Source organism: Spinactinospora alkalitolerans (assembly GCF_013408795.1).
Classification (GTDB): Bacteria; Actinomycetota; Actinomycetes; order Streptosporangiales; family Streptosporangiaceae; genus Spinactinospora; species Spinactinospora alkalitolerans.
The window spans coordinates 3,401,637-3,428,016 of the sequence record NZ_JACCCC010000001.1; the positions used below are offsets into that span (position 1 = coordinate 3,401,637).

At 68.0% G+C, this 26,380-nt stretch carries 23 protein-coding genes and 1 pseudogene; 10 read left to right on the plus strand and 14 right to left on the minus strand.

What is annotated here, in order from left to right; all coding sequences use genetic code 11:
- The first annotated feature begins 62 nt into the window (after window positions 1-62).
- The 7 genes from HDA32_RS15175 to HDA32_RS15205 all read left to right on the plus strand — a co-directional run bounded on the left by HDA32_RS15175 (window position 63) and on the right by HDA32_RS15205 (window position 7,860).
- On the plus strand, window positions 63-1,082 hold the full coding sequence (locus HDA32_RS15175; RefSeq protein WP_179643809.1) for an alpha/beta fold hydrolase: 1,020 nt from the start codon (window positions 63-65) through the stop codon (window positions 1,080-1,082).
- 360 nt (window positions 1,083-1,442) lie between these two features.
- Window positions 1,443-2,480, plus strand: a complete 1,038-nt coding sequence (locus HDA32_RS15180; RefSeq protein WP_179643810.1) for a GntR family transcriptional regulator — start codon at window positions 1,443-1,445, stop codon at window positions 2,478-2,480.
- Window positions 2,470-3,750 carry an ABC transporter substrate-binding protein gene (locus HDA32_RS15185; protein ID WP_179643811.1) on the plus strand — a complete coding sequence of 427 codons (1,281 nt, stop codon included), beginning with the start codon at window positions 2,470-2,472 and terminating at the stop codon, window positions 3,748-3,750. Before HDA32_RS15180 ends, HDA32_RS15185 begins: the two co-directional genes overlap by 11 nt.
- A gap of 101 nt (window positions 3,751-3,851) precedes the next feature.
- The gene (locus HDA32_RS15190; protein WP_179643812.1) at window positions 3,852-4,730 is read left to right on the plus strand and encodes a carbohydrate ABC transporter permease; all 879 of its coding nucleotides are present in this window, start codon (window positions 3,852-3,854) and stop codon (window positions 4,728-4,730) included.
- Window positions 4,731-4,791: 61 nt separating this feature from the next.
- Window positions 4,792-5,568: a carbohydrate ABC transporter permease gene (locus tag HDA32_RS15195; RefSeq protein WP_218882476.1), complete on the plus strand. Its 777-nt coding sequence runs from the start codon at window positions 4,792-4,794 to the stop codon at window positions 5,566-5,568.
- Window positions 5,569-5,584: 16 nt separating this feature from the next.
- The gene (locus HDA32_RS15200; RefSeq protein WP_179643814.1) at window positions 5,585-6,280 is read left to right on the plus strand and encodes a gamma-glutamyl-gamma-aminobutyrate hydrolase family protein; all 696 of its coding nucleotides are present in this window, start codon (window positions 5,585-5,587) and stop codon (window positions 6,278-6,280) included.
- Window positions 6,281-6,297: 17 nt separating this feature from the next.
- Window positions 6,298-7,860 (plus strand): C45 family peptidase, encoded by a 1,563-nt coding sequence (locus HDA32_RS15205; protein ID WP_179643815.1) that lies wholly within the window; start codon window positions 6,298-6,300, stop codon window positions 7,858-7,860.
- 345 nt (window positions 7,861-8,205) lie between these two features.
- Here the strand turns inward: HDA32_RS15205 and HDA32_RS30740 are convergent.
- From HDA32_RS30740 to HDA32_RS32080, 3 genes and pseudogenes are all read right to left on the minus strand, one after another.
- Window positions 8,206-8,673: pseudogene (locus HDA32_RS30740) on the minus strand (helix-turn-helix domain-containing protein); the annotation flags it as partial.
- Window positions 8,670-9,071 (minus strand): VOC family protein, encoded by a 402-nt coding sequence (locus HDA32_RS15215; RefSeq protein ID WP_179643816.1) that lies wholly within the window; start codon window positions 9,069-9,071, stop codon window positions 8,670-8,672. The gene HDA32_RS15215 and the pseudogene HDA32_RS30740, both read right to left, overlap by 4 nt.
- 10 nt (window positions 9,072-9,081) lie before the next feature.
- Entirely contained in the window at window positions 9,082-9,459 is a 378-nt protein-coding gene (locus HDA32_RS32080; RefSeq protein ID WP_376767017.1) for a helix-turn-helix domain-containing protein, read from the minus strand.
- On the opposite strand from HDA32_RS32080, the gene HDA32_RS30745 reads away from it, so the two are divergent.
- Window positions 9,355-9,657: a hypothetical protein gene (locus tag HDA32_RS30745; protein WP_246334362.1), complete on the plus strand. Its 303-nt coding sequence runs from the start codon at window positions 9,355-9,357 to the stop codon at window positions 9,655-9,657. The two genes, HDA32_RS32080 and HDA32_RS30745, sit on opposite strands and share 105 nt — an antisense overlap.
- A gap of 304 nt (window positions 9,658-9,961) precedes the next feature.
- Here HDA32_RS30745 and HDA32_RS15225 read toward each other — a convergent pair whose 3' ends face one another.
- Window positions 9,962-10,978: a GlxA family transcriptional regulator gene (locus HDA32_RS15225; RefSeq protein WP_179643818.1), complete on the minus strand. Its 1,017-nt coding sequence runs from the start codon at window positions 10,976-10,978 to the stop codon at window positions 9,962-9,964.
- A 164-nt stretch (window positions 10,979-11,142) separates the two neighbouring features.
- Between HDA32_RS15225 and HDA32_RS15230 the strand changes: the two genes are divergently transcribed.
- Window positions 11,143-11,790, plus strand: coding sequence for an HD domain-containing protein (locus HDA32_RS15230; RefSeq protein WP_179643819.1), 648 nt, complete (start codon window positions 11,143-11,145; stop codon window positions 11,788-11,790).
- Between the two features lie 214 nt (window positions 11,791-12,004).
- Here the strand turns inward: HDA32_RS15230 and HDA32_RS15235 are convergent, their stop codons facing one another.
- The 7 genes from HDA32_RS15235 to HDA32_RS15265 form a co-directional block, all read right to left on the minus strand.
- Window positions 12,005-13,162, minus strand: a complete 1,158-nt coding sequence (locus HDA32_RS15235; RefSeq protein WP_179643820.1) for a zinc-binding dehydrogenase — start codon at window positions 13,160-13,162, stop codon at window positions 12,005-12,007.
- Window positions 13,163-13,231: 69 nt separating this feature from the next.
- Window positions 13,232-13,537, minus strand: coding sequence for a putative quinol monooxygenase (locus tag HDA32_RS15240; RefSeq protein WP_179643821.1), 306 nt, complete (start codon window positions 13,535-13,537; stop codon window positions 13,232-13,234).
- 43 nt (window positions 13,538-13,580) lie between these two features.
- Window positions 13,581-14,234 (minus strand): glycerol-3-phosphate responsive antiterminator, encoded by a 654-nt coding sequence (locus HDA32_RS15245; protein WP_179643822.1) that lies wholly within the window; start codon window positions 14,232-14,234, stop codon window positions 13,581-13,583.
- A gap of 21 nt (window positions 14,235-14,255) precedes the next feature.
- The gene (locus HDA32_RS15250) at window positions 14,256-15,782 is read right to left on the minus strand and encodes an FAD-binding oxidoreductase (protein ID WP_179643823.1); all 1,527 of its coding nucleotides are present in this window, start codon (window positions 15,780-15,782) and stop codon (window positions 14,256-14,258) included.
- An 8-nt stretch (window positions 15,783-15,790) separates the two neighbouring features.
- Complete coding sequence (locus HDA32_RS15255; RefSeq protein ID WP_179643824.1) at window positions 15,791-17,458, minus strand: glycerol-3-phosphate dehydrogenase/oxidase; 1,668 nt, start codon at window positions 17,456-17,458, stop codon at window positions 15,791-15,793.
- Between the two features lie 6 nt (window positions 17,459-17,464).
- Window positions 17,465-18,988 carry an FGGY family carbohydrate kinase gene (locus HDA32_RS15260; RefSeq protein ID WP_179643825.1) on the minus strand — a complete coding sequence of 508 codons (1,524 nt, stop codon included), beginning with the start codon at window positions 18,986-18,988 and terminating at the stop codon, window positions 17,465-17,467.
- Window positions 18,989-19,004: 16 nt separating this feature from the next.
- Complete coding sequence (locus HDA32_RS15265) at window positions 19,005-20,423, minus strand: MFS transporter (protein WP_179643826.1); 1,419 nt, start codon at window positions 20,421-20,423, stop codon at window positions 19,005-19,007.
- A 145-nt stretch (window positions 20,424-20,568) separates the two neighbouring features.
- On the opposite strand from HDA32_RS15265, the gene HDA32_RS30750 reads away from it, so the two are divergent.
- Window positions 20,569-20,952 carry a tyrosine-type recombinase/integrase gene (locus HDA32_RS30750; protein WP_246334988.1) on the plus strand — a complete coding sequence of 128 codons (384 nt, stop codon included), beginning with the start codon at window positions 20,569-20,571 and terminating at the stop codon, window positions 20,950-20,952.
- Between the two features lie 129 nt (window positions 20,953-21,081).
- Here HDA32_RS30750 and HDA32_RS15275 read toward each other — a convergent pair whose 3' ends face one another.
- The 3 genes from HDA32_RS15275 to HDA32_RS15285 all read right to left on the minus strand — a co-directional run bounded on the left by HDA32_RS15275 (window position 21,082) and on the right by HDA32_RS15285 (window position 26,297).
- A complete protein-coding gene (locus tag HDA32_RS15275) occupies window positions 21,082-22,515 on the minus strand; it encodes an amidase (protein ID WP_179643828.1) in 1,434 nt (477 codons plus the stop codon).
- Window positions 22,512-24,026 carry a phosphatidylglycerol lysyltransferase domain-containing protein gene (locus tag HDA32_RS15280; RefSeq protein ID WP_179643829.1) on the minus strand — a complete coding sequence of 505 codons (1,515 nt, stop codon included), beginning with the start codon at window positions 24,024-24,026 and terminating at the stop codon, window positions 22,512-22,514. The genes HDA32_RS15275 and HDA32_RS15280 overlap by 4 nt, the downstream gene beginning before the upstream one ends.
- 441 nt (window positions 24,027-24,467) lie before the next feature.
- Window positions 24,468-26,297 (minus strand): hypothetical protein, encoded by a 1,830-nt coding sequence (locus HDA32_RS15285; protein WP_218882478.1) that lies wholly within the window; start codon window positions 26,295-26,297, stop codon window positions 24,468-24,470.
- Between the last annotated feature and the right edge of the window lie 83 nt (window positions 26,298-26,380).

Genomic DNA, 26,380 nt, shown 5'->3' on the forward strand with positions numbered 1-26,380 from the left:
GCTGCTTTGGCCGGGTAGGGCGACAACGGTCTTTCGCCGGCACGTTGGTACACGGGGGAGCCATGGGCAGGGAGAACGACTACGAGGTCTTTGCCGCCGGTGATGTGGTGCTGCAGGGCGGGGCGACACTGCGCGATGCGCGACTGGCCTACAAGACCTACGGCAGGCTTAACGCCGACAAGAGCAACGCGATCGTCTGCCCGACATGGTATTCCGGTCGGCATTGGGACAACGAATGGATGATCGGCGAGGGCATGGCCCTCGATCCGGACACCTACTTCATCATTGTGCCCAACATGCTCGGCAACGGCCTGTCCACATCGCCGAGCAACACCCCGCCGCCCTATGACCGGGGCCGTTTCCCGAACGTCACCTTCTACGACAACGTGGCGTTGCAGCACCGCCTGGTCACCGAGCGTTTCGGAATCGAGCGGCTGGCGCTGGTCACCGGCTGGTCGATGGGGGCCGGCCAGAGCTACCAGTGGGCGGTCGCCTACCCGGAAACGGTCGAACGCATCGTGCCGTTTTGCGGGTCGTCGGTGACCAGCGTGCACAACAAAGTGTTCCTTGAGGGGATCAAGGCGGCGCTCACCGCTGATGCCGCCTGGAACAACGGCTGGTATGCGACGCAGCCGACCACCGGGCTTCGCGCAATGGCCCGCGTCTACGCCGGGTGGGGCTTCTCCCAGGCCTTCTACTGGAACCAGGAGTACACCAGACTCGGATTCTCCTCGCTCGAGGACTTTCTCGTGGGGTTCTGGGAGGGATTCTTCCTCGACCGGGACGCCAACAACCTGCTGACCATGCTGTGGACCTGGCAGAACGGCGATGTCGGCCGAACTCCCGGATTCAACGGAGACACGGTGCACGCGCTGAACTCGATCAAGGCGAAGACACTGATCCTCCCGGGAGGCAAGGACCTCTACTTCCCGCCCGAGGACGAGAAGTGGACGGCCGAGCACATCCCCAACGCCGAGCTGCGCGTGATCCCCAGCACCTGGGGCCACTTCGCCGGACACGGCACCAACCCGGAGGATGTGCGGTTCATCGACGACGCCATCAAGGAGCTGCTGGCGCGCTGATCCGATCGCCCTCCTGCCCCTGGACCCATGTCGGCTCTTTCCGCGAGGACGCGGCTCGACTCGGCATTGCGCACGCGCCGGTCCGAGCCCGGTGGGCCGGGACGAACCGGTGATCAATCCTCGGTCCGCCTGGGGGAGAACACCGACTGCGTGAATGGTGGCCTCCACCCCACTGGCACCACACCCCGACAGGCCACCCCGCCCACCGAGTAGTCCAGGCTGCGCTGGGCCGGCCCGTCGCGGAAGGCGTGGACCTGGCCGCTTCCGGCATCGGCCACCACCACCCGCCCGGTTCTCTCTCGTGAAAGGCCCCTGGCAGGGGGCTTTACGAGTAAAACTGTTTGACTGTACTATAACAGCATGACAAAATACGTCGTGTCGGAGCCATGGCGGCGGCTCCAGGCTGATCACGACTCCGGAGTTCCGATCTGGGTGCAGTTGAAGACCCAGGTGGAATATGTCGTCGCAACCGGTGCCGTGCCGACGGGAACACGTTTGCCGTCGGTGCGTGCGTTGTCGAAGCACCTGGGCGTCGCCGTCGACACGGTCCGTCAGGCGTATGAGGAACTCGGCAAGGCGGGCCTGGTGGTGACGCACCGGGGCGCGGGAACGTTCACCACGCTGCCTGACACCGATGGCGGTGAGGTCGCGAGCACGAACACCGACTGGGCTCGCGCGGACCGTGCGCTCGTGGATCTGATCCGGACCGGGGTGGCTCCACACCAAGCGGCCAAGGCCATGGCGCAGCGGCTTGCGCTGCTCCACCTCGGCATCGATGTGGCCTTCATCGGTGTCGCGGCGTCGTCGGCTCGCTACGCCGAACTGATTTCGCAGTACATACCCTCGGAGTTCGGCCGGGTTCACGCGATCAACCTCGAAGAACTCCGCAATACGCCTGAGGCTGTCGACTTCGGCGGCGCCACGTACGCGTTGAGCCTCCCCTTCCACCTGCGGGAGGTCGAGCAGCTCGTCAGCGACCGACCGATCCGGGTGCTGACGGTGATGTCCCGACTCGACGCGGGACTGCTCGCCGACGTGCCTGATGCGGGGTCCACCTCACGCCCGGTGCTGGTGGCGCGCCCGTCGACCCGCCCGATCTACGTCGACCTGCTGACCGCCCAGCGCCCCGACCTAGCCGATCTGCCATTCGCCGACGCCGCCGACGAAGACGCGATCGCCGCCCTGCTGGAGCGGACGGCGGTTGTTCTCCACACATCGGAAACGGCCGGGGTCGTCGGCCGGCTGGCCGGGTCCCACCACACCCTCGTCGAACTCCGGCATGTGCCGCAAGAGAAATCGCTCGACCAGTTGGTCCGGACACTCGAGTCGGACCGTGAGCTGATGCTCGAATTTCAACGCCTCCACGTTGAAGAACGGAGAAAGGCTTATGAAGTGTAGACCCACCTCGATATTACTCGTAGCCGGTACAACGTTCGCCGCTACCGCGCTCACCGCTTGCGGGACCCCGAGCGAGAATTCGGGTCAGGTCACGCTGGAGATCACCTGGTGGGGCAACCCGGACCGGAACGAGGCCACGCAGGAGGCCGTCAAGACGTTTGAGGAACAGAATCCGAACATCACGGTCGAGGTCATCCCGGCGTCGTTCTCCGGCTACTACGACAAGCTCAACACCCAGTTCGCGTCGAATGCGGCACCCGATATCTTCCAGAACGACCAGGTAACGACGTACGCCGACAAGGGGCTCCTGCTGAATCTGGGTGAATACCCCGACACCCTGGACACCTCGGCGATCGACGACGGATTCCTCGAGCAGGCCAAGATCGACGGAGAGCTCTATGAGGCGCCGGCCGGGGCCAGCCCGATGGCGATGGTGCTGCGTCCGGGCATGCTCGAGGATGCCGGTGTCGAGATACCCACAGCCGAGACGACGTGGGAGGAACTCGCCGACTCGGCCGAGGACGTGCAACAGGCCCTCGACAAGGGCACCTGGGCACTCGCGGACAGCAGCTCGCAGCACAACCACTTCCAGGTCTTCCTGCGCCAGCGCGGGCTGGACTGGTTCGACGAGGACGGCGGCCTGGGTTTCGCGCGGGACGACCTCGTGGACTGGTGGCGGTACTGGGCCGACCTGCGGGACGCCGGTGCCACACCGCCCGCGGACGTGACGGTCGCCGCTGCGGGCGGTGATGTGACCGAGTCCCCGGTCGGAAAGGGCACCGTCGCCATGAGCGTCTACGGCACGAGCATCACGCTGCCAAGCGACGATTGGGCGTACGGGCCGCTGCCCAACGAGGCCGACAACCCCGGCGCCTACCTGATGCGGTCGGTGGCATGGGCGGTCAACGCGGAGACCGAGCACCCGGATGAGGCCGTCGAGCTGGTCGACTTCCTCGTCAACGACCTCGACGCCGGCGCCATTCAAGGGATGGTCCGGGGAGTGCCCCCGAACCAGGACATCGCCGCGGACGTCTACAAGGAGCTGGACGACAAGGAACGGCAGATCGCCGACTACGTCGACTACCTCGGAGAGCAGGGCAACAGCCGTCCGGCCCCCGCGCCCGACCCGGCGGGCACACGCAACATCCGCTCGGAGATGTTCGACCGGCATGCCCAGGAAGTGCTGTTCGCCCGCAGTAGTCCGGAACAAGCGGCCGAGGCGTTCATGACCGAGGCCGAGCAGCTCCTGGACTCCAACGGCCGGCCATGACAACACAGCACACGCTTTCCCGTTCGGAGAGAAACCCCGAAGTCGCCCGTACGGGACAAGAGGCCACACCGCCGCCGCCACGGCGACAGCGATCTCGGCACGTGCACGACTTCACCCGGACATCGACGGGCTTTCTCTTCCTCTCGCCGTGGTTCGTCGGCGTCGCCGGACTCGTGGTCGCTCCGTTGGCGTTCTCGCTGTATCTGTCGTTCACCGACTACGACCTGCTCGGATCGCCCGAGTGGATCGGATTCGGCAACTACCGGGAATTGTTCGGTGACGACCGCTACCTCCATTCGATGAAGCTCACGCTGGGCTACGCCGTGATCTCGGTGCCGCTGCAGCTCATCACGGCACTGGCGGCCGCGCTGCTGCTCGCACCGGCTCGACGGGGCCAGGGGTTCTATCGCGCGCTGTTCTATCTGCCCTCCCTGCTCGGCGCCAGCGTCGCCGTGTCGATCACCTGGCGGGCGCTGTTCGATTACGGCGGCGGCGTGAACAGCTTCCTCGGCACGTTCGGCATCGAGGAAAGATCGTGGGTGAACGATCCGTCCACGGTGCTCTGGGTGATCATCGCATTGGAGATCTGGCGCTTCGGTGCCCCGATGGTCATCTTCATCGCCGGCCTGCAGCAGATCCCGAGGGAGCTCTACGAAGCGGCCTCCATCGACGGTTCAGGCGCGGTCACCAAGTTCATCCACATCACGGTGCCGATGCTCAGCCCGATCATCTTCTTCAATCTGGTGCTCGGCACCATTCAAGCGTTCCAGACGTTCACGCCCGCGCAGCTCGTCGGCGACGGGCGCGGCGGACCGGCCGACTCCACGCTGTTCTACGCGGTGAATCTCTATATACAGGCATTCGAGTATCAGCGAATGGGATACGCCTCGGCGATCGCCTGGGGAATGCTCGCCGTGTTGGCGGTGGTCGCCGGACTCCTGTTCTGGTCCTCGCGACGGTGGGTGCACTATGGCAACTGACGTACGGCGGCCGCGCGTCGGCAGACTATGGCCACACGCGGTGGCGGGACTGTGCCTCATAGTGCTGCTCTATCCCGTGCTATGGATGGTCTTGACCTCGCTGAAGCCGACCGACGAGATCATCTCCGGCACGTCGCTGATTCCGGAGACCTGGACGCTCGACAACTTCGTCCAGGGGTGGGGCGGCGCAGGAGCCGGATCGTTCGGTGTCTTCTTCATCAACTCGGCCATCATCGCCACCGCCTGTGTCATCGGCAATGCGATCACCTGCACACTGGCGGCTTACGCGTTCGGCAGGCTGTCCTTCCCCGGAAGAGCGGCACTGTTCGGGATCGTGATCGGAATCCTCTTTCTGCCGAAAGAGGTGCTGCTGATACCGCAATACACGATCTTTCACAGACTCGGCTGGACCGACAGTTTCCTGCCGCTCATCGTGCCACATTTCCTTGCCTTGGACGCCTTCTTCGTTTTCCTCACGGTCCAGTTTATGCGGGGACTGCCCCGGGAGCTGGACGAGGCGGCCGTCCTCGACGGATGCGGACCTTGGCGCCGTCTGTGGCACATCACACTTCCGCTGATCCGTCCGGCGATCGCCACGACCGCAATTTTCACGTTCATCTGGACGTGGAACGATTACATGCCGCAGCTGATCTACCTGAACAGCACCGATAAATACACGCTTTCGGTCGGGCTGCGGATGTTCCTCGACGCCACCGCCGGATCCGAACTCGGACCCATGTCGGCGATGTCACTGATTTCACTACTGCCACTTTTCGTACTGTTCATCTTGTTCCAACGCCGCCTGGTCAAGGGCATCACCATGACCGGACTTAAATGAAAGGAGATCGAGCTCGATGTCAAGACCGCTTGTAGTCGTCACCACCGGGCGCAAAACGCCGTCCGAACCGTACGAACGGGTAGTCGAACGAGCCGGGGCGCGTCCGCTCGTACGGGTGCCGGACGGCACACCGCTGGAGCTGCCGGAGGGGACGGCAGGCCTGATCCTCGCCGGCGGCGCCTCGGTCGAACCTGCCCGCTACGGCTCCGGCATCGAGCCCGGCGTCACCCCGACCATGGACCCGCCGCGGGACGAGCTGGAATGGTCGATGCTGGACCAGGCACTCGAGCGCGGCCTGCCCGTCCTGGGAATCTGCCGTGGTCTGCAGGTCGTCAACGTGTACTACGGGGGCAGTCTGTACCAGGAGCTGGCTCATACGTCGTACCGCGGGTCCCACCGGCCCGCCGAAGACCGCGATCATCTCGCTCATTCCGTACGAGCGTGCAGCGGCCGGCTTTTCGAGCTCTTCGGTCCGGGCGAGGCATGGGTCAACAGCATCCATCGTCAGGCGGTCAAGCGACTCGGAGACGACCTGATCGTGACGGCGATCGCCAACGATGGCGTGATTGAGGGCATCGAGACCGTGGACCGGCAGGTCATCGCCGTGCAATGGCACCCAGAAGAGCTCCCCGACGACGTGCTGTCGAAGGCCCTGTTCGCCGACCTGCTCGAACGCATTCGCAACCCCGAGTGGGTCGGAGCGACCTTGTGAACGCGATGCCACGAAGAATGCTCGTACTGACGACGGCGGCGGCCATGGTGATGAGTTTGGCCATCATCCCTGCGTACGCCTCCAGCACGGCGGTCGCGACGGGTGATTCCACCGCAGACGGACGGCCCGTGATCTGGAAGAACCGCGACCACTGGTCGACCCCTGACGGCTGGAAGGTCGTCCCGTACACCTACGAGGCCGACGGCTCGTCGTTCGGCTCCGGTGATTCGTTCGGGTCCCGATTCGACTACACGGGAATCACGGCGCTTGGCGAGTCGGGACGGGATTCGATCACCGGCGACCGAATCCCGTGGGCGGGCAGCAACGACCGCGGGCTCGGCTTCGTCCAAGTGGCGGGGCACACCTTGACCTCGAGCTTCGCTGATCAGCACGGCTACCCAGTCTCACAGGACCTGGACAAGGGCATGACCGGTGGTTACATGAACCACGTGCTGCTCTCGCGCGCCGAGCACGTGGACGAGGTCGAACGGATTCTGCGGGACACCAATGACGGTGGTGGGTTCAACGGCAGCACGGCTCGCAACACCTCAACGATCATCAGCGTGTTCGACCGTTGGGGCAATGCCGCGACGTTCGAGATCGATGGTGACAGCTTCACCCGGGACAACGTCACCGAGGAACACCTGCCGGACGGCGACGGCCGTTACACCTCACCGCACGACGACGACAAGGACGGGCCGAACCCGCCGGACGGTGAATACAGCGGGTTCGACTGGCGGACGAACTTCAGCAAGGTGGACTGGACCAAACCGAGCGGTTTCCCGTATTTCGTCGACGAGCAGCTCACGACCGTCGACGGAGACGGAAACGTCGTCAACGAGGGCAGCGAACCGGACGGTATTCACGATTGGTCATACTCATCGAGTGCCGTCTATCGGCACACTCGTGTCGGCATCCGTATGGACGACCCGCATGATAAGAACTACCGGTACTTCATGCAGCAGGAGGTCGAATCGCACGGCGTTCCGACCGAGCATTCGATCGAGACGCTGTCGCGGAGCATAGGAAACCTGCCGTACGAGAATGGTTCGGGCCAGGCCGAGAAGCCGACGGGGTGGCACGCCAGCCGGTTCGTCTCGACGTTCGGTTTCGTCAGCGTCGGTTCGAAGGCCGATGATCCGTACGACGGCAAGCTCGCCACGATTTGGGTCGCACTCGGCGAGCCGTCGGTCAGCGTCTTCGTACCGATCTTCCCGTATGCGGGAGAGATCCCGGATGAACTGACCGACATGTACCTGGCCAGCAACGACAAGCGTCATCAGGTGTACGACTACACCGAGGATGATTCGTGCGGATACAGCTGTGGACGCAACGTCGACCACAGCATAGACCTCGACGCACTGGTCGGGCCCGGCGGGTACTACGGCGAAGGCGGTATCCAGGAATACACGTTCGGCATCGAGGACTGGGCCTTCGATGAATACGACGCATTCATGGCCGATCTGCGCACGGGCGACCGAACCGAGGCCGAGCTGCGCGCTGACATGGCCGAATGGCAGCAGCGGATGGCCGCCACGATGAAGGGGCACTACATCGCCGGCACCGTCCCCACCGGCTGACCGCCGATACGGACAAGGCGGGCCGCCAAGGACCGGTTACACCCCTGTTCAGCCTCACACCGCAGAGCAGCCGGGCAAGGCGTGAAGCCTCCAGGAACACTCCTTGGAAACATCGGCGAACAGAGTGAAAAACCGCAGGTCAGTACTTGGGATCCCGACCGGCACCCAGATCTGCGAGGAAACCGACCAGACCCAGCGCACGGTGATGGCCCGCCAGATGCCGAAGTAGCCGGCCCGAGCGGACCCGCAGGCCGCGACGCTCCCCGACAGTGGGGAGGCCGCGGCCCGCGCGCTGCCCGGGGCGGGGATCCAGAGGTTGGACGACGCTGTGACGTCACTGTTCGGCCATCCGTTTATACGGCCGACCTTCTTCACGTCCAGGTGCCCCATGTGTCCGGGCCAGCGGGCGATGATCTTCCCTGGCTTACGGTTGTTTTCGCCGCCCGGGTCGATGAAGCGTCGTTGGCCAAGGCCGAGCCTGCTCAGGTGCCGGGTGACAGTGCGCCGGTCGATAGTGAGGCCGAGGTCGGCGAGCTCTTCGGTGATCCGATGGGCGGACCACTTGTGTGTTCGGCGCCAGGACTCGATCTGCTCGATGATCCATGCCGGTGTCGCGTTCGGACTGCGGCGGGGCGCCGAGGGGCGATCGTGCAGCCCAGCATCGCCGTGCCGACGCCAGCGGTTTACCCGCTTCGATGCACAGGCGCGGGAGATCCCCATCTCTGCGGCAACGTGGGCGATTGGTCGCGTGCGGCTGCGCTCGACGAGTCGTCGTCGGCCCTCGAATGACAGCGGGGCATTCTGGTGACTCATCGGGGCCGCTGGTCTCGAAGTTCGCCGCCGATGACCCAGAGATGGCCGAACGGGTCCCTCACCCTGCCTTGCCGCTTGCCGTAAGGGCGGTCTTCGACCGGGATCACGAGCTCAGCCCCGTGCTGCACCATGCGGTCCGCTGTCGCGTCGGGGTTCTGCACTGTGAGCATGATCAGGACCGGCGACCCGCCCACCGACCGTGGATCGTTCCACCCCCATTCCTCCACGCTCTGGGCCAGGGCAAAGGCGACGGAGTCGAGCGCGAGCTCGGCGTGGTTCACCACGCCGCGGTCATCGGCGACTCGGAGATTCACCTGGGCTTCGAGTGCCTGGGTGTAGAACGTGATCGCTGCGTCGGCATCGGAGACCAGCAGCTTGGGAATCAGTTGGATGTTCATGCCCCCAGGGTCATGGGGCGGGGCGCCGCCAGCCTTGTAGATTTCGGCCCTCTTCATCGAGCCACGCGGATGGAGACGTGTCCATGAGGTCTCGGAAGTCACGCACAAGATGACTCTGGTCGTGGTACCCCGACTCGGCTGCCACTTCGGCCCACGAGGCCGCTCCTGCGCCAGCACGGCTCACCGCAGAGCCCAGACGCGCCACGCGAGAGGCGAACTTCGGGGTGATTCCCAGTGATCGTCGCACTACATATCGCAATCGCCGGGGGCTCAGGTGCGCCTCATGCGCCAGTTCCTCAACCGATACAGTGCCTCTCCGGGCTCTGATCAGGTCCAGTGTTCGGAGGACGTCTTCAGAGCCAATGTCGTCGTGGTCAGCCCTGTGCATCTGCTCGAGAAGCCTGACGCGCAAGACAGCCTCTCGCTGAGCGACCGGATGGTCCGCCAGTTCCTCAGACAGCGAGTTCACCCAAGGAAGAACCGCATCGGCGCTGACACCGCCCGCGTCGAACTCTCTCAGCGGCACCCCGGTCAGACGTTGCAACGCGGCTGGCGACAACTCGGCATAGGCCACCGGCTGCTGTGAGCGCAGAGTCGTGGCCGCAGTCGCGACCCCCGGTCGCATCAACCCCGCGACAAGCGCCTCGACATGCTGGACCTCTGCGTCGTATCGAACCTCGATCGGGCCATCCAGGCTCACAACCAATCGAGCTGACAGTGCCGGGACGGCCCGATGCAGCCGAGCCTGACCATCGTGTTCGCTGACGGCTACTACGCCGATGCCCGCGGCGCGACATGCCCGACGCAACTCCACCGTCGCATTGTCACATTCTCGTGCTTGACCGCGAGGGCGACCAGGAGCATGTCATCAACCTCCTGCCCCGCAACAGCTAGACCCTTAGTTTCTCAGTCCCTACACCGAAGTCGGCACCTGTCCGGGCGGTGCGGAAACGGGCCAGGTACGCGGAAGGCGTGGTGCCCAGGTGGCGCGCGAACGCCCTGCGTAGGGTCTCGTCGCTGCCCAGGCCGCTTTGCCGCGCTGCGGCGGTGACGGTCTCACCCCGTTCGAGCAGGATGCGGGCGGCCTCCAGGCGGATGGTCTCCACGTAGGCGGCGGGGGTGGTGCCGGCCTGGTCCTTGAAGAGTCTGGTCAGGTGCCGCGGGCTGAGGCCGGCCTGTTTGGCGAGGGTGTGCGGGCTGTGGTCGGCTGCCGGATCGGCCGCGATCCGGTCCAGGACCGGACGCAGGGCGGGGTGGCGTGTGACGGGAGTACGGGAGGCGGCGGAGAACTGGGACTGGCCACCGGGCCGTTGGAGAAAGACCACCAGGTCACGGGCGACGCGGCGGGCCTCTCGCGCGCCGTGGTCTCCTTCCACCAGAGCCAGGCACAGGTCGATGCCGGCGGTGACGCCGGCAGAGGTGAAGACCGGCCCATCCTGAATGTAGATGGCGTCGGGGGTGACGGCGGTGTCGGGGTAGCGGCGGGCGAGATCCGAGGCGTGCTCCCAGTGGGTTGTCGCCCTGCGGCCGCACAGGAGCCCCGCGGCGGCGAGGAGGAAGGCCCCCGTGCACACGGACGCCACCCGCCGGGACCTGGCGGCCAGCCGGGCGACGTGATCGGTGAGGGCGGGATGCTGCGCGAGGGTGCTGACGTGAGCGGGGCCGGGCACGACGAGGAGATCCGTCCGCTCCACCCGGTCGGCGGGGAGATCGGCCTCGATGCGCAGCCCGGCGGAGGTGCGGATGGCCTGCCCGTCGGGGGTGCACACCTGTACGGTGTAGGAGCCTGAGCCCTGGGCCGCGGTGGTGAAGACCTCCAAGGGAGCGGACAAGTCCATCAGCCGTACGCCCTCGAAGGCGAAGACGGTCACGTGCTGGGGGCCGGGCCCGGCCGGTCGGTGGGGCATGCCCTCACGGTAGCGGCAGCGGCCGACCGTGCCGTCGCACAGCAGACATGTCCGTATTCGTGGTTTTTCTGTCTTCGCAGACATGGCCACCAGGCGGCGTCCCGATGCAGTGTGAAGGGGTATCAGGGCTGAGACCGGCCTTTCACACCGAGGAGACCACCGTCATGACCGTTCATGAATCCTTCGCCGCCGGGGTGGGCGCACCGAACACCAAGCTCGCCGCCGAGGCCACCGAACTCATCCGCGACACGACCAGTGAGCTGATCTACAACCACTCCCGGCGGGTCTTCTGGTTCGGCAGCCTGCAAGGCCGCAACCGGGACCTGAGCTTCGATTCGGAACTGCTCTACATCGGTGCGATGTTCCACGACCTGGGCCTGGACAAGAGGTTCCACGACAGCGGCCGGCGCTTCGAGGTGGACAGCGCCGACGAGGCCCGGCGCTTCCTGCAGAGCCGCGGGGTGCCCGAGGACAGCATCCGCCGGGTGTGGACGGCCATCGCCCTGCACACCACCCCCGGCATCCCCGCGTTCATGGAGCCGGAGGTCGCGCTGGTCACCGCCGGCGTCGAGTACGACGTCCTGGGCATCGGCTACCACGACATCAGCGACGCCGACCGCGCCGAGATCACCGCTCTGCACCCCCGTCCCGATTTCAAGCGGCGCATCCTGCGGGCGTTCACCGAGGGCATCGCCCCCAAGCCTGAAACCACCTTCGGCAACGTCAAGGCCGACGTCCTGCAGCATTTCGCCCCCGGCTTCGTCCGTGGCGACTTCGTCGAGGTGATCCAGGACTCTCCCTGGCGGGAGTAGCCGACCCGCACCGTCCGTCGCGACCGGCCGGGCCGGACAACCCATCGATACGGGCAGCCCGGCCGGTCGGCGCAGCGCAGCGCACCGCTTTCAGCGTCTGCTGCCATCCGGTCTCGCCGCATGTCCGCGGAAACCAGCAGAGGGCCACGACACCACCGGCCATCCGCGGGCATCGCCGTGGTGCCGCAGCCGCCAGAACCACCAGCTCGGCCCGCTACATCAGGACGACCTGGCGCACCGCCTCTCCGGAGGCGAGGCGGTCGAACCCCTCGTTGATCCCGTCCAGCGCCAGGCGGCCGGACAGCAGCTCTGTGACCGGCAGCAATCCCTGCTTATAAAGCGAGATGTAGGAGGGGATGTCGCGGGCGGGCACGCCCGACCCGAGGTAGCTGCCGCGCAGGGTGCGCTCTTGGGCGACCAGGCTCACCGCGGGGATCGCCAGCATCCGGTCCGGGTGCGGCAGGCCGACGGTGACCGTCGTCCCTCCCGGGCGGGTCGCCGTGTAGGCCTGCGCCAGCACTCCGGCGTTGCCGGTGGTGTCGACGACCTTGTCGGCGCCGCCGCCGGTGAGCTCCTTGACCGCCTCGACCACGTCGTCGCCGCCGACCAGTGTCTCGGTCGCACCGAGGCGGCCGGCCAGTTCCCGCTTGCCCAGCACCGGGTCGACGCCGATGATCTGCGCCGCCCCGGCGACCTTGGTCCCGAGCAGAGAGGAGAGGCCGACACCGCCGAGCCCGAACACCGCGACCCGCTCCCCCGGGCGCACGTCCGCCGACTTCAGTGCCGCCCCGACACCGGTCAGCACGGCGCAGCCGAACAGCGCGGCCGTCTCGAACGGCAGGTCCGGGTCGACCCGGACCGCGGAGTCGGCAGAGACCACGGTGTACTCAGAAAACGCTGACACGCCCAGGTGGTGCGCAGGCTCATCGCCGGATGGGTCCACCCAGCGGCGCCCGCCGCCGACCAGGTCGCCGGCCCCGTTCGCAGCGGCGGCCCGCTCGCACAGTGCCGCGCGGCCCTCCAGACACCGGGCGCACACGCCGCACGGCGCGACGAAGAACAGCACCACGCGATCGCCTTCGGCGAAGCGCGCATCCGTCCCCGGGCCGAGAGCCGCGACCTCGCCGGCGGCCTCGTGCCCCAGCACCATGGGGACCGGACGCGGCCGCGCGCCGTCGACCACGGACAGGTCGGAGTGGCACAGGCCCGCGGCGCGCACTCGCACCAGCAGCTCTCCAGGGCCGGGGGCGCGCAGCCCGACCTCGCGGACGCTGATCGGCCGCGATCGCTCGTAGGGCCCTTCGGCCCCGATGGTCTCCAGTACGGCGGCCCGCACGGTGCGTTCGGGCGCGCCGACGCTGGTGGTGCTCATTTCTGCCCTCTTCTGCCTTCGACTTCGCTGTCCCGCTCTCCCGCTGCCTCGCCGACCGGCGCGGCCCGGTCAGGCGGGGCCGACGTATGCGGTGATCACCCGGTCCGCGAGGAGCGGGATGATGCATCCGACGCCGATCCGCTGGAAGTGCTCGCTGTCGCGGTGCGCCTGGAAGGCGGCGGCGTCGGTGTAGCGTTCCTCGATGAGGATCCGGTCCGGCCGTTCGAGGTCTTGGTGGAACCGGTAGCCCAGGTTGCCCGACTCGGACCGGGACGCTTCGGCGAGCTCCCTCAGCAGGGAGATCACCTGTTCGGCCCGCCCTTCTCGGGGGAAGTACTCGGCCAGCACCAGGTAGTGGCCTACCGCGTGGCTCATGGGACGGCTCTCCTGTCTGTTCTGCGTGTCCGCGCGGCGCGCCCTAGTCCTGCTGCGCGGCGCGGGCCGCCCGCGCGGCGGCCCGGAGCTCCTCCGCAGGGGCGTCCCACAAGGCCTGGTCACTGGTTGCCGCGGCCTTCGCACCGAGGGCCAGCGCCAGACTGACGTCGGTCCGGCGCTGTACGAAACCGGCCGCGACGAACGGGGACAGCTCAGCGCGGACGCCCTTCTCGATCCTCGGCACCACCGGCCAGGGCATGAGCTCCAACAGGTCGGGCTTGCTCATCGCAGTGGAGGTGACGCTGCGCGGCAGGTTGGAACGGTCGGTGACGAATACTTTCTGCATGGTCGCCTGCCCCAGTGCCTTGGCCCGCTCCACCAGGGCGGTGCGAGTGCTGACGACGCCGGGGACCCGCAGGGAGCGCAGGTACTCCAGGGCGCCCTTGTCCTGGGCGAGCCCCCGGCACGAGTCGATGTTGAGGAAGAAGAACTTGCCGCCGTCGCGCAGCTCGGCTACGACGTCGGCCATGTCCTTGAGCTCGATGGAGGCGACCACCGCGATCTGGGCCCGCGACGCGTGGAACGCCGAGACGGGTCCGCGGCCGACGACCGAGGCCACCACGGCGCTCTTCTCGAACGCCTCCCGGAGCCGGTTCAGGTGGGCGATCCGGTTCTGGCGTTCAGGGGTTTCGGACATGGGTTCTCTTCCTCGTCATTCTCAGGCCAGGCCGAGCTTGCCCGGATTGAGGATGTTGTTGGGGTCGACGGCGCGCTTCACCGAGCGGAGGACCTCGAAACCGCCGCCCAGGGCGTCGGCCATGTAAGGGGCGCGCAGCAGGCCCACGCCATGGTGGTGGCTGAGTCCCGCACCCGCCTTCAACAGTACGTCGTTGGCCGCGTCCCAGGCCGCGCGGTACCAGTCGGCCCGTTCCTCGGGCTGCACGTCGCCGCGCAGCGAGAAGTACAGGCAGGCCCCGTCGACATAGGCGTGCGACTGGTGCGCCGAGGCCGCGAGCGTGCCGGGCACGGAGTTGACGGCCGCGACGACGTCGTCGTAGATCTGCGGCAGGTCTCGCCAGCGGCCGACCATCTCCAGGGTGTCGGCGACGAAGCCGGGGCTGGGCGTGAAGCCCTCGCCGCTCTTGCCGGTCAGGTAGCGGGTCTCCAGCCAGCGCTGCAGGCAGGCCTCGCCGTCCAGGGCAGCGCCCGACTCGCTGCAGACACGTTCGGTGACGGCCATGTTGGCGTCGACGAACTCGGGGAAGCCCTCGTCGGCGATGAGCAACACGTTGGTGTCGGGGTGGTCGAACTGGACCCCGCTCTCCAGCTCGTCGTAGAGGCGCAGCGCGGCGGGGTTCGCCCCGGACTGCAGGATGCGGCGGCAGGCCTCCAGTCCGTCTGCGAAGGTGGGGAATCCGTAGGCCAGTGCGCGGCTGTAGTCGGGCAGCTTGTGCGCCTTGAGCCGGGCACGGGTGATGACACCGAGGGTGCCCTCGGAGCCGATGAACAGGCTCTGCAGGTCGGGGCCGATCGCGGCACGGGCGTGGCCGCCGACGGAGATCTCCTCACCACCGGGCAGGACGACGTCCATGCCCAGGACCATGTCTTCGATCTTGCCGTAGCGGGTGGACAGCTGGCCGGCGCCGCGGCACGCGATCCAGCCGCCGATGGTGCTGATCGCGTAGGAGGACGGCCAGTGACCGAGGGTGACGCCGTAGCGCTGTTGGATCCCGGCCTCGAAGACGTCGCCGAACATGCCCGCTTCGACCTCGACGACCTGCGACTTCTCGTCATAGTCGAGAATGCGGTTCAGGGCGCACACATCGAGCACGATGCCGCCCTTGGTCGGAAGGGCCGCGCCGGTGACGTTGCTGCGCCCGGCCGAGGGGGTGACCGGTATACGGTGCTCGTCGGCGATCCGCATGACGGCGCCGACCTGGTCCGCGTCGGCGGCCCTGACGACGACGGCGGTGGGGGTGGCCGGCCGCCCGGCGGTCTCGCCGATCATGCTGCCGGCCCACCAGTCGCGGGTGCCCCGCACCACGTCGTCGTGGTCGGTGAGCACCTCGGCCCCGGAGGCCTTCAGCTCCTCCAGCACCGCGGCGGGCACCGCGACCGGGTCGGTCTGGAAGTACGCCTCGCCCTGAGCGGGTTCGGTGGTGCGCCCATAGCGGGGCGGGGTGGGCGCCCCCACGACGTAGTCGCCGCGGTTGAACGGGCGGGTCGCTGCGTCTCTGCTGAGCATGTGCTCGGTCACTCTCCCATCAGGATGCGGCGCTCGTGCGCGACCGCTGACGTGTACTGCTCCACCTGTGCGGTGGTCTGCTCATCGCTGAGGCCCAGCTCCTGCTGGACGAGCCGGCCCACCTCCGCGGCGGCCTCGGCCGAGGCGTCGCGGGCCATCAGACGGGCGCGGGTGCGCCGGGACATGACGTCGTCGACGCTGCGGGCCATCTCGTGCCGCACCGCGTAGACGACCTCGGCCTTGAGGTAGGGAAGGCCCTCCACGACCGGCTCGCCCAGCGGCGGGTCCTCGATGACGAGGTCGGTGATGAAGCGGGCCTCGGTGCCGTACCGCTCGCCGAGATGGGCGGCGAGGCCACCGGAGGCCACCACGGCCTCGGCGTCGTAGCCGGCCGCGCCGAGCAGCTTGAGGTTCTTGGTGCGGCAGCGGCCCTTGCGGCCCAGCACCCGCTCGACCTTGTCCACGGTCTGCTCCGCCATGTGCCGCGACGTGGTGAGCTTGCCGCCGACGACGGTCACCAGCCCGTCGCGGCCCACCCGGATCTCGTGGTTGCGCTTGACCTCGACGCTCTTGCCTCCGGGCGGCGCCACCAGCGGTCGCAGGCCGGCGTAGCTGCCGACGACGTCGTCGGCCTCCAGGTCGGTGTCGAGTGCGGAACGCGCCCCTTCCAGCAGGAAGTCCAGTTCCTCGCGGGTACAGTGCACGTCGTCCAGGTCGCCCCGGTAGTCCTCGTCCGTGGTCCCCAGGTAGGACACGTTGCCCCAGCGGGTGATGGTGGCGCGCCGGGTGCGCCCGGGCACCGGGATGGTGACCGTGCAGTCGTTGCGGATCTTGGACCAGGGGACGACGACGTGCACACCCTTGGCGGGCCGGATGGAGGGCACCGCGGTGCCTGCGCCGGCCCCCGACCAGTCCCGCAGCCAGACCCCGGTGGCGTTGACGACCGACGTGGCGCGGACGTTCACCTCCTGGTCGCCGATCTGGACCACCACTCCGGAGACACGGCCGCCGGAACGCGTCACTTCGGTGGCCTTGACGCCGTTGAGCACGGTCGCGCCGTAGAAGGCAGCGGTGCGGGCGATGTTCATGGTCAGCCGGGCGTCGTCGGCGCGCGCGTCGTAATACATGAACCCACCGCGCACCTCCTCGGGTTTGAAGGTGGGGCAGTGCGCCAACACCTCGTTCTTCGACAGCTTCTGGTGCAGCACACCCTCGCGCCAGCCGCCGGCCAGGTCATAGGTCCACAGCAGGCTCTCGAAGCCGGCCGCGAGTCGTTTGTCGAAGATCCCGTTCTTCTCCAGCACGGGGAACAGGAACGGCAGCCGCTGCACCAGATGGCTCGCGTTGCCACGGAGCCGCTGCCGCTCCAGCAGGGAGTGCCGGACCAGCGGAAGATTGCCCTGCTCGATGTAGCGCAGGCCTCCGTGGACCATCTTGGAGGACTTCGAGGAGGTGCCCGAGGCGAAGTCGTCCTTCTCCAGCAGGGCGGTGCGCAGGCCGCGGGTGGCCGCGTCCAGCGCGGTGTAGGCGCCGGTGACGCCGCCGCCGATCACGACGACGTCGTAGACCGTCTCCTGCAGGGCTGCGACCTGGTCGGCCCGGTCGAGGCGGAGCGGGCGATCATAGGAGAGCCGCTTGGCCTGCGCCTTGGGTTTGCGGGCGGGAAGGGAGAACATCGTGCTTCATCGTCCAATCTGGGAGCGGTCCAGCAGTTCCAGCTCGGCCCGGATACGTCGGTTCCAGGCCGCTCTGCGCTCGGACCGCTCATCACTGCTGATCGCGGGCTCGAAGACGTCTTCCGAGCCGCGTGTCGACGCCGCCTCGGCCAGGGTCTCCCAGAACAGTCCGCGTGATCCCGCCAGGTAGGCCGCACCGCGCAGGCTCGCGGTGTCCGCGTCGCGCACCCGGGCCATCGGCACGCCGATCAGGTCGGCCTGCATCCGCATCAGCGGGGCGCTCGCCGAGAGGCCGCCGCCGACCTGCATGGACGTGATCGGTGCCGCCACCACCCGGGAGACCCCGGCGGCGCTGTCCGCGACCGCGTGGGCGATGCCTTCGAGGACCGCGTGCGCGACGTGGGCGCGAGTGGTGGACATGGTCATCCCGGACAATCCGGCGCCCAGCCGGGGTTCTGTCACCGGGGTGCGCAGTCCGGCCAGGGTCGGCAGGAACACGGTGCCGCCGGCATCGGGAACACTGGCGGCGAGCTCGCTGACGTCGCGGGCGGAGGAGAACCCGGCGAAGGTGTTGCACATCCAGTCCAGCGCCGATCCGGTGGTGGAGGAGAACGACTCGACGGTGTACACCGAGCGGCCACCGGTGCGCCATCCGATCAGGGTGAGGGCGCCGGCGACTTCGCCGGTGTTGGGCGGCACCTCGGTTCCGGCCACCACGTCGACGAAGCTCCCGGTCCCGTGCACGCACATCGCCTGGCCGGCGTCGAGACAGCCCAGCCCGATCGTGGCGGCGTGCTGATCGCCGAGAACCGCCAGCACCGGGACGCCGTCCACTCCGTTGCCCAGCAGGCCGGGGAGGACCGTGCCCAGTTCGTCGCCGTCCTCCCTGAGCTCCGGCAGCAGCTCGCCGGGGAAACCCAGTGCGTCGATCCAGTCGCGCTGGTAGGCGTGCTCGGCCAGCGTGTAGGCGCCGGACGAGCAGACGTTGGTCGGGGTCACCGCGTAGACCGCGCCGCCGGTGAGGTTCCAGAGCAGCCACGTGTCGATGGTGCCGAACCGCAGCGCGCCCGTCCGGTAGGCCTCTCGGACCTCGGGGGTGCCCTCGATGTGGCGGGCCGCCCACAGGTACGGGGACCGCACACCCACGGGCCGTCCGGTCTGCGCGACCAGCCGCGCGTCCCACACTCCGGCGTAGTCCGCCAGCTCGCCGGCGTATCGGGTGTCCTGCCACACCATGGCGGGCACAAGGGAGCGCCCGGTCCGGGTGTCCCAGAGCACGCTCGTCGCACGCTGGGTGGTGACGGCGACCGCGGCCGGAGCGGCCCCGCCTCCGGCGGCCACCGCGGCCCGGCACACATCGAGAGTGCGTTCCCAGATCTCATCGGCGTCCTGCTCGACCACACCGGGGTGGGGACTGTCCACGCCCAGCCGCCGGTACGCGAGACCGGAGACCTCGCCCGCCTCGGAGACCAGGGCGGCGCGGGTGCCGGTGGTGCCTTCGTCGACCGCGAGGATCACCCTGCCGTCCATACGTGCCCCTCCCTTCTCACTTGGCGAACTGCGGAGCGTCGAGCTCCTCGTCGGGACTGATCGCGGCGCGGGTCGGCTCCCACTTGATGACGGAGCAGATGACGCAGCAGGCCAGCGGCACCAGCGACACCAGCAGGAACGTCTTGGGCAGCCCGATCGCGTCCTTCACCAACGGGAAGAGGTAGAGACCGAGCACAGTGCCGAAGCTCCCCAACGCGCCGATGACGCCGTTCGCGGTCGCGCGCACCTCACTGCGGAACGACAGTGCGGACATGCTCTTACCGTTGGCGCCGGGGCCCGCAGAGTGGGACAGGATGAACACCGACGGCAGCAGGAACGCCGCCCACAGCGGCAGCTGCTCGAAGGTCAGCCCCATGACCAGCAGGATCACGAAGACGACCCCGAAGCCGATGGCGGACGCCATGCGCAGGCCGAGCCGCTTGGCCACGGCCGGCGCGGCGAACCCGCCGACGATGCCGAAGAGGTTGAACACCAGGGTCCCCAGAGTGGCGAAGAGGAAGTCCGCCCCGAACAGCTGGAGACTGATGATGGGCAGGTACCAGCCCACGGCGAAGTACTGGATGGCCTGGCCGATCTGGATGGTCGAGGCCAGCACCGCGCGCGGCAGGTAGGTGCCGCGGACCAGTAGCGCGACGTTGGCGATACCGCGGTTGGCGGTGGCCGGGGTCCCGCTGGTGTCGGCGCTGTCGGCACCGGTGAAGGCCTCTCCGTAGATGCGCCGCATGCGCTCGGCGGCCTCGGAGAGCCGCCCCTTGCGAGCGAGCCAGCAGGGGCTCTCCACCATGAAGGCCAGCTGGAGCACGAGCAGCGCCGCGGCGATCACACCGGCCGAGCCCAGCGAGAAACGCCAGATGGCCAGGCCCGCGCCGAGCTCGTGGAAGCCTATGGCCAGCAGCAGGTTGAAGGACACCGCCGTGTACCAGACGCCCTGCCACACGTTGAGGCGGTTCTTGAACCTGGCCGGCGTCATCTCGGCGAGCACCGCCATCGCGATGGCGAAGTCGATCCCGTAGGCGGCGCCGACGAAGACCCGACCCAGCACGACGATCTCGAAGACGGGGGCGAACGCGGCGATCGCGGCGCCCGCCAGGGCGAGGACCTTCGCCGCGATCAACGGGGGAATCCGGCCATAGCGGTCGGCCAGCCAGCCGCCGATCGGGTTGAACACCAGGGCCACGACCGATGCCGACGCGGTGAGAAGGGCGGTCTGGCTCGCTGCCAGCCCGAGGTCCTCGTTCAGCGCGGCCAGTCCCGCGCTGAGCGCGGAGTTGGCGTAGGCGTCCAGGAAGAGGCCGGCCAGTGCGAGCCACCAGATGACCATCGCACGCCCCTTGATCGAGGGGCGGGAGTCGATGTATGAGACGACGTCGCTGACCGACGCGATCACATGCGCTCGGGTCCGGGTTTCAGTCATTCCCCACACTCACAGCCGGGAGATTTCCTGCCGGCTGAAAGAAAGGGGTCAACACCAAAAAAGGGCACGACGAAGGCCGACAGGCGGTCTTTCGTCTTACCCTGTGACTCGCACCATAAGGACTGTCGACCTGGATGTCAATCCGATGACGAGCGGTTTGCCGGGAGATGGCACGTTCGGGCGGCCGCCGGCAGGCCGACACGGCTTCCGCCTGGGTAGGGCGCTGCGCTTCCTGGTGTCCACAGCGCCTGCGCGGCGGAGCGGAAGCCGGGTAAGAAGGTCCGCCCCCAGCCGTGAGGACGGCTACCACGCGTTGAGACACGGTTTCGCGTTGGTGCTCTTGGACGCTGGCGTATCCATCCGGGCGCTGGCCGAATACCTCGGACACACCGACCCTGGATTCACGCTGCGGGTGTATGCGCACACGATGCCGAACAGCGAAGCGAAGATACGCGTCGCGATCGACCGCGCGTGGGCAGCTCCTTCGGAGGCCGCAAGTGCGCCCCATGTGCGCCCGGTCAACGGGTGAGGCACGTATGCGCAGGCCGGCACGCTGTCTATGCACTACTACGACGTGTGACCCACGGGTGCCTCGGCCTTTGGCAGGAGCGGCGGGCAGGGGGCCGGCATCCGGACGCGGACGCCGGCACCCGAGCGCTCAGGCCATGGGAGCGGCCAGCGGCCAGGGCCGCGCCGCCTCCAGGCGGGCGGCCGCCGCCAAAACCCGGGCGTCCTCGTGCCTGCGGCCGACGATCTGCAGGCCGACCGGTACTCCGTCGACCATCCCCGCCGGTACCGAGACGGCGGGATGTCCGGACAGGTTGAACGGGAACGTCAGACTGATGCTTCCCCAGTGGTTCACCGGCCGCCCCGCTATCTCGCTCGGCATGGGCCCCTCCGCGGCGAACGCCGGGGTCTGCGTGGTCGGTGTGACCAGGAAGTCGGCCTCTCGGAAGACCTCCGCCAGCGTCGCGACGATCCGGTGCCGCCCCTCTTGCGCGTCCACAAGGGCGTCGGCGTCGAGTTTCCTCGCCGCTTCCACGTACTGCCGTGCCGTGCCGTCCATCTCGGCGAGCCGCGCCTCGGGCAGGCGGCGCAGCGCTTGATAGACGTCCAAAGCGACGAACGTCTGGTACGTCCTGCCGCAGTCGGGCCCCAGCCGCACCGGGAAGTCGACCGGGCGCGCGCCGATCGCGCGCACCAGGTCGCGTGCGGCGTCGGACGCCATATCGACCACTCGGCCATCGCACACCGTGAAGCCGAGGTCACCGCTCCAGAGCACGGCGGAGCCCTCCAGGTCGAGCCGGCCAAGAGTGTCGATCAGCCCCGGTTCCGGACGTGGCGGGGAGCCGGGATCCCATTCGTCCACTCCCATGACGCAGTCCAGGAACAGGGCGGTGTCGCGTACGGTGCGGGTGAGCGCGCCGTAGTTCTCGGTATGGGCCATACCGCCGTAGTCGGGACCTCTCGGGACGCGCCCGAACGTCGGTTTGAATCCCACGAGCCCGGTGAACGCGGCCGGGATGCGCAGCGATCCCGCGCTGTCGGTGCCGGTCGCCAGGGGGACCAGCCCGGCCGCCACGGCAGCCGCCGACCCGCCGCTGGACCCGCCGGGCGTGCGTTCCGGGTTCCACGGGTTGCGGCAGACGCCGTGCAGCGCCGACGCGGTGAAGGAGGCTCGCCCCATCTCGGGCGAGGCGGTGAGCCCGATCGGGACGGCCCCAGCGGCGCGGGCCCGCTCGACCATGGTGGCGGTACTGGTGGCGATCGTGTCGGCGAACGCCATGCTCGCCATGGTCAGCGGCCATCCCCGGACCGGCTGGATCTCCTTGACTCCCAAGGGGACGCCGGCCAGCGGCCCGGGGTCGTCTCCAGCCGCGATCCGGGCGTCGATCTCCGCCGCCCCGGCCGCCGCGCCCTCCTCGTCGACGTGCACGAACGCGCCAAGGCAGGGATTGACCTGCCTGATGGCCGCCAGTGTCCGCGCCACGACCTCCGTGGCCGGGACCTTCCGCGAGCGCACCCGCTCGGCCAGTACCGCGGCGCCGTCGAGTGCCGCCTCCGCTTCCGCATTCCGCTCGAGGCCCGTCATGACAGTCCTCCCACGAGCGCCGTGGCGACGACTAGGCCGGTGACCACGGGGAGGAAGAGCTTGCGCGCCAGGTCGATCACTGAGACGTTCGTGACCGCGGCAACGGCCACCAGGGAACTCCACACCACGAGCGTCCCTCCTCCGGTCCAGGTGGAGCCGTTCTGCGCGACGGCCGCGAGCGTGGCGACGTCCAACCCCACTTCCGGGCCGAGCGCGCTGGCGAGCGTGCCGGTGAACGGCAGGGCCGGCCAGCCCGAGCCATCCAGTCCGACCAGCATGCCGATGATCAGCATGGCGAAGAGGACGAAGAACGGGCTCTGCGGAATGTAGCCTTGCACGCTCATCACCGCGTCGAGCAGGAAAGCCGGCCCTTGTGCGCCTTCATCGAGACCGAGGATCGGGCCGGAGAAGTCCGACAGGCCGATGAAGACGAAGCCCGCCACCGGAATGACGACTCCCATCATTCGGAAGGCCTCCGAAATACCGGAGACGAAATTGTCCGCGCATACCTCCAGCCATTCCCGGCGGTCACTGATGAGAGCGCTGACCAGCAGCAGCACGCCAGCCGTCCCGCCGACGAGTGGAGCGCCCAGTCCGCTGTCCACCGGCGGCACCAGCGAGGTGAGCTTGCCCAGTAGCAGGTACGCCAGCAGGACACCGAAGCAGCCGGGAACGAGGACGGCCAGAAACTGGGCACGGCGGCCGGGAGGAGGCTGCCCGTCTTGAGACTCGACCGCCTCGGTGTCCGCACCGGCGAAGTCGGCCGTGTGAGAGGACGTGTCGCCGTCTCCCGTTGCCGCCGCCCGCGCCGCACCGGCGGCTGGCCGCGAGCGCGGCCGCAACGCGATCCACCCCGCGTCCGAGGCCGCCACTGCCCTCAGGTCGCGGCGTATGTACATCAGGTAGGACAGGGAGAGTGCGACGACTCCGGTGATCACGGCTATCAGCAGCGCGCGGTCAGCGATCCGTGCCGCGTCCACGCCCGCGCCGCTGGCGGAGAGGCCGGGTGCCACGCCCATGATGTAGTCGGTGGACAGGGCCATGCCCTGACCCGCGATCGCGATCGCGATGGCGCATCCGAGTGGGGACAGCCCCACTCGCAGGGCGGCGGGGATGAGGATGGCGGCGATCAGCGGCAGCATCGGGGTCGGCCAGAATACGCTGGAAAGGCCGAAGGTCACCGCGGCCAGCACGATGTAGGCGGCGGCTCCAGTGCGCATCAGTCCCTGGAAGGGACGCACCATCAGTTGGTCGGCGCCCAGCGTCTGCAGTGTTCGCAGCAGCGCCAGCACGATCGCGATGATCATGAAGATTGTGAACAGCTCGGTGGCCGCGGTGAGGAATGCGGAGAAGATCGCCTGTAGGCCGGTCAGAACGCTGCCGCTGAAGGCTAGGGCGGTGAGGAATGTGGCGATGATCGCGGGGGCGACGATATTCTTCTTCGCCACCACCAAGGCGATGACGGTGGCGATACCGCCGAGGTAGATCCAGTGAGCGGGGGTGAGTTCCATGGCGCCGCCTTTCTCCCGGCGTCGGGGGAACGCCGGTGACATGGGCATTGCCAGAAATCTCACCTATAGCGGTGAAATGATCAAGAATGAAAGCGCACAAGAGTGAATCGCCAGATTGTGCAGCGTGCCAGGTCGCTTCCGTGCCGGTGTCGGATGAGGTCGAGAGGGCGGGCGGACGCCGCGTAGGAAACCCGGCGGACCGCTTCGGGGATGTGGGCGAGGTCCGCCGGTGATGCGGGTAACGGGACGGCGGGGTTGCCCAGCATGGCCGTAGTTCCGGGACCCGTGGTCGGTCCGGACCCGGGAGGCGTCCTCGCCGAAGGCGACGTCCCTGATGTGGTGCAGCGCCTCGATGCCCCGGGTCCATACGAGGAGGACTCAGCGGAGCCATATGAGCCGCGGTAGTCGGCCTCGCGATTGACGGCGGCGGCGATTCCCCGCCTAGAAAACGGCGATCGCGACCGTGGTGGAGATGATCAGTCCTGCGACCACGGGAAAGAACGCGATGCGAACCAGGTCGATGACGGAGATCCGGGCGAAACCGGCCACCGCGAGAAGCGAGGACCAGGCGATGAGCACCCCGCCGCCGGTCCAGATGGAGCCCATCTGACCGATCGCCGCGAGCAGCGCCGGATCGAAGCCCACCGCGGGGCCGAGGCTGCCGGCCAAGGCTCCGGTGAGCGGGAGTCCGGAGAACCCCGAGCCATCGAGACCGGTGATCATTCCAATGATCAGAAGGCTGAATCCGACCACGAACGGATTGCTGGGAATGGCCCCTTGCGCCGCTGTGACCAGCTCGAACAGGAAGCTGGGGGCGGGCGTCCCTTCGGTGAGGCCCATGATGGACCCGGCGAAGTCGGAATTGCCGATGAAGAAGAAGCCGGCGATCGGGATGACCACCCCCATCGCCTTGACCGAGAATATGAGCCCGTCAACGATGTGGGCGGCACAGCTCTCCAGTGCCCGGTGTCCGTCCAGCGATATCGACGCCATGAGCAGAATCAGCGCGACGACCCCTCCGACCAGCGCCGCCGCGTCGTTGCCGAGGAGCTCGGGAACCAGGTCGGTGAACTTCCCCAGCATCATGTAGACGACCAGCCCGATGAGTACGAGCGGGACCGCTACAGCGAATGACTTGGAGCGGAGCACGGGCGTGCGCGCCGCCTCCGCCGTGTCCTCGGCCCGTTCCCGGCCTCCCCCGGCATCGTCGGCGGTCACCGGCGCGGGCTCCGGGTCTCCGATGCGCTGCGTGGGCACCGGGGACCCGGGATTCGACGGCGCGGCCCCGGTCCCCGCCCCGCCTCCGGAGCCGCTCGTCGCACCGGCCCCAGCCGGACCGCTGTTCCCCGCTCCGACCTCGGCCGGCTCCGGGGCGCGCGCGGGTCCCGCCGCCGGCTCAGGAGCCGGTTTCGCCGATGCCGCGGCGGCCTTCCTGCCGATCACGGCATCGGTCCTGGCCTCCCAGCGCTCCAGCAGTTTCGGATCGGGGCGCACGATGGTGCGCCGAATCATCAGGTAGCCCAGCAGCAGAGCGGTGAGTCCGGTGATCGAGGAGAGCACCAGCGCGTAGTCCGCGACGCGGCTCGCGTCCGTGCCCGCCGCGGTCGCTGACAGTCCTGGGGCGACCTGGATGACGTAGTCGCTGGAGAGGGCCATCCCCTGGCCGGCGATCGCCATGGACAGGGCGGCCGCCAGCGGCGACAACCCGGCGCGGACGGCAGCGGGGAACAGGATGGCCCCGATCAGCGGAACGGCGGGAGTGGGCCAGAAGAAGAGACTGATGATGAAGGACACCAGCGCGATGACCCAGAAGGAGGTGTGCCCGTTGTTCATGACGTAGCGGAACGGCTCGATCATCCGCCGGTCCGCCCCGAGCGCCCGTAGTGCCCCCAGCAATGCGGTGACGAAGGCGATGATGAGGAAGATGTTGAACAGCTCCGCCGCCGCGGTAAGGCTTGCTTTAAAGATGGACTGCAGGCCTGCTGCGAAGCTTCCGGTAAATGCCCATGCGGTCAGAAAAGTCGCCACGACCGCGGGGATCACGACATTCTTCTTGGTGGACATCACGAAAATGATGACCACTATTCCAGCCAAATAGATCCAGTGCGCGGAAGTCAGGACCATGGCCCCTCCAAGCAGGGTACAAGCCGTGCGGGAACGAGGGAAGGCGATATGCGGAAATTTTCCTGACCGCCCACTCGGATGAACAAGCGGGAAACTGCACATTACCTTCGCAGAGCTTTGTGCAACCTGCGCAATAGGTGTCGTCATACCACTGATGAGCTGCGGTTCAGTGCACCGCGCCGCGGAGGGACCGCCCGTTCGCGGCCGCGCACGTCTGTGCACTGTGCCTG